The 3,176-nt window shown below is 56.2% G+C and carries 2 protein-coding genes and 1 pseudogene; all 3 read right to left on the reverse strand.

Features of this window, described 5'->3' with window-relative positions; translation table 11 throughout:
- Positions 1–1,003: plasmid recombination protein (locus WMO17_RS12910; protein WP_349138305.1), on the reverse strand; the 1,003-nt coding region annotated here is incomplete at its 3' end.
- 376 nt (positions 1,004–1,379) lie between these two features.
- Positions 1,380–2,672, reverse strand: a complete 1,293-nt coding sequence (locus tag WMO17_RS12915) for a DNA primase family protein (RefSeq protein WP_349138306.1) — start codon at positions 2,670–2,672, stop codon at positions 1,380–1,382.
- Positions 2,673–2,745: 73 nt separating this feature from the next.
- Positions 2,746–3,176 (reverse strand): annotated as a pseudogene (locus WMO17_RS12920) (hypothetical protein); the annotation flags it as partial.

The following is a 3,176-nucleotide window of genomic DNA, read 5'->3' on the forward strand; positions in this document are numbered from 1 at the left end:
TCAGCTTGGAAAATTCTTCTTCGGTCAGCGAGTAGTTACCGAGAAAGGTGCGCTTGCCGATATAATCCAGATCGCGCACATGAATGAGGGCTTCTTTCGTGAGCGTGGCCTTTTTCTGAATGGAGGCAAGTTCTTTCTTCTTTTGGGAGAGGGTCTGACTGGTTTTAGCAAGCGATTGTGCCTGCTGGTCGGCTTGGGTGGTCAGGCTGTCCAGCCGCTCCTGCTCCCGTTGAACTTTGAACTGGGTGACGGTCAGGTGTTCTTCGGTGCTGCCGCGCTCGCCGCGCTCCACATCGGTGTACCCGGCAGCACGCATATAGTTGAAGAAATCGTCTTGCAGGATGCTGTACGACTTCTTCAGGACTGGCTTGCCGTTCTTTTGCAGGATAGGCTTTCCGGCATCGTCCAGCAGAGGTTTGGATGCCCACTTCTTGCTCCGGCTGACCTGCATGACGGTCTCCTTGACGGTGCCGACCAGTGCCTTGTCCTTGCAGCGTTTCGACCAGAGGATCTGCTTTTCCACCACAGGCACATAGACCACATGGAGGTGGTAGTGGTAGACCTCCCGGCCCAGTGCTTCGGTCATGGCGTGGTTGATCTCATCCGCGTGCATGACTGCCGAGAGGATATACTGCTCACCGCCCACGATTTGCACAGCAGCTTTGTAGGCATCCTCATAGAACTGCTTGGCGAACTCGTAGCCGCCGTGATTGTCAAAGTAGGCCGAGTTGACATCAAAGACAAGTTCGCAGTAGTGGGTGGCATCCGGCTTCAGGCCGCGCGTGGAAATGGTTCCAACGGCTTCCAGTTGGGCGAACAGGTCAGTGTAGCTGGCGGCAGGCTTCTTGAAGTGGACGTTCCATGAGGTGCGCTGGGGGATAATGTCGGGGTTTCGATAGCTGTCCTTTTCGCGCTCGTTGTGCTGCTGAGTGTTGCCAACGGCCTTGTCCGAAACGGCGAGATTCCGGACACTGGTGCGGTCAACGCCATCGTTTCTTGCCAAAGGGCATCCCTCCTTTCAAGGTTCATCGAGAGGTGATGGGGAACGAAGATGCACTTCTTCGGAAGTGTAATAACCCACTATAACACTTTCATCCCTATGGGCTGCAAAGTGTAGTGGGCTCTTCGAGGACTCTCCGAGGGGGAACGTCTCCTGCGGGAGAGCTACAATCAAGTTCGCACAATGCGAACTTGATTGCTCCGTACGCATCTGAAAAAATTGCGTACGGACTTCAAATAACCTGTACGGTTCGTACGGCATACAAATGAACAAAATACAGACGATAAAACGCTTGATTTTATCGAAACACGCCGTACAGGTGCGTACAAGTACAGACCGTACAGGTTGTACGAACTTCTTCCGTGAAAAAATGCACTTTTTACGGGCAGGGGTGGACAAGCGGTTCGATGCCGACAAAACCACGCACCCTGCGGCCACCGGGCAGGTAGATGTTGTTGGTGGCTTCAAGGTTATAGCGGCGGTCATTCTGGCGCAGTTCTGCGCTGAAACGGATCGCCGATACGCTGTGGCAGGCGTTGTCCTCACACCACTGCTTATAAATGTCGTAGAACTCCTTGGAGCGAAAATAGCCCTCGGACTCCATGAAGTCGATGACATTGTTGCTGCTGCGTTTGATGGTGTCCACGTTGGCAGCGGCTCGTTCGCTGACCGTGAAGCGGAAATCGTTCTGCACCAGCCGGTGCAGCCCTTCCAGACACCAGAGCAGGATGCCTTCCAACTCGGCGCACATCTTCTCCACAAGGAAGGGGTCATCCGTGCGGTCAGCAGGCTTGTCCTTGGTGGTCAGGATAAGCTGGCGGCGAAAGAAGCCATCCGAATGGTCGTATAGCGAGGTCAGCGCACCGTTGCCAAAGCAGAGGAACCGGGCGTAGATGTCCCGCTGGTAGCTCTGGACACCCTTGCGCTCCAAGTCCAGCTTGGCTTCGGCGGTCACGATGGTCTTGATATAATTTGTTTTAGGCAGGGCGTTCATGTCCATGTCGTCATCGATCATCAGCAGGCGGCGTTCCAGATCGGCACGGGCAAAGCGGTTGTTCTCCACTTTCTGGACGCTGCCGTTGCTGGCGGCATCTCCCATGAGTCGCTTGAGCACCAGCCCGATGCGGGACTTGCCCTCGCCGCCCTTGCCGACAATGAGCATCATCTTCTGCCCTTTGGTGCTGGGAATGAGACAGTAGCCCAGGTACTCCTGCAAGGTGGGGATGTCGGCATCGTCCAGCAGCTCGTGCAGAAAGGTCAGCCAGCGGTCAGGGGTGGTTGCTTTCGGGTCATACTTTACAGGCAGGCGGTTCTGGCAGAACAGGCGGCTCTCCTGAAAAGAGCCGTCCGGCAGATGGTACACGCCGTTCTGGAGGTGGATGCAGTCCTGTTCGATGGGAAAGGGGTCGGAAAAGGCCAGCAGCTTGATGGTCTCCAGAATGTTGGTGACCTTTTTGGACAGGCCGGAGGTGACATATTCCTCGATGTTCTCCAAGATGCGCTGCTTGATTTCGCTCTCATCCTCCACCGGTCCGTCCAGCGTGTACAGCGTACCGTTGACGCATTTCAACGACCACTGTTCCAGAAAGGCACGACCAAACTGGACTTCGTCAATTTTCTTGCCGTTGTACCAGTCCGGCCATAAGGGGTTGCGGGAAATGTTTTTCTTCATAGGGTAGTTCTCCTTTAGAAAAGTGAAGTGGCGGGTCTCACGGTGAGACCTACCACTTCAGGTGAATAAATTATCAGGCGCACTTTGCCAGAGCAAGGCGGTCGGTGCGCTCCTCCAGCATCAGCAGGTACGACCCGGACAGCAGCCGTGCAGCGGCATCGGCCTTCTGCTGGGGCGTCCCAAATGCAACGCAGTCCGTCAGGTGCTCGATGGTCTCGGTCATGTGGAGGGCTTCCACGAACCGCTCGTCCAGCGGTTCTTCCGGGCTGGTAGGCTTGTAACGCTCTCGCCAGTCGTGCAGCAGGTCAAGATAATCGGTCAGCACCCGCAGACAGTAGGCGATGTCTGCCCACTGCTCGTCCGTCAGGCCACGCTTGGGCGGCGGCAGGGCGATGGCATTGGCGGGCGGCTTGTCCGGGTCAAGCCAGAGCTTGTCGGGGCGGGGCCCCTCCATCTTGCTGACGCAAGACCGCTCTGTCACTTGCAGTCCCCACTGGGGACTGC

The organism is Faecalibacterium faecis, from assembly GCF_040096475.1.
GTDB lineage: Bacteria > Bacillota > Clostridia > Oscillospirales > Ruminococcaceae > Faecalibacterium > Faecalibacterium taiwanense.

Excerpts from the sequence above, each read along its gene's own strand:
- WMO17_RS12915 (WP_349138306.1), bottom strand. The coding sequence starts at position 2,672 with ATGAAGAAAAACATTTCCCGCAACCCCTTATGGCCGGACTGGTACAAC.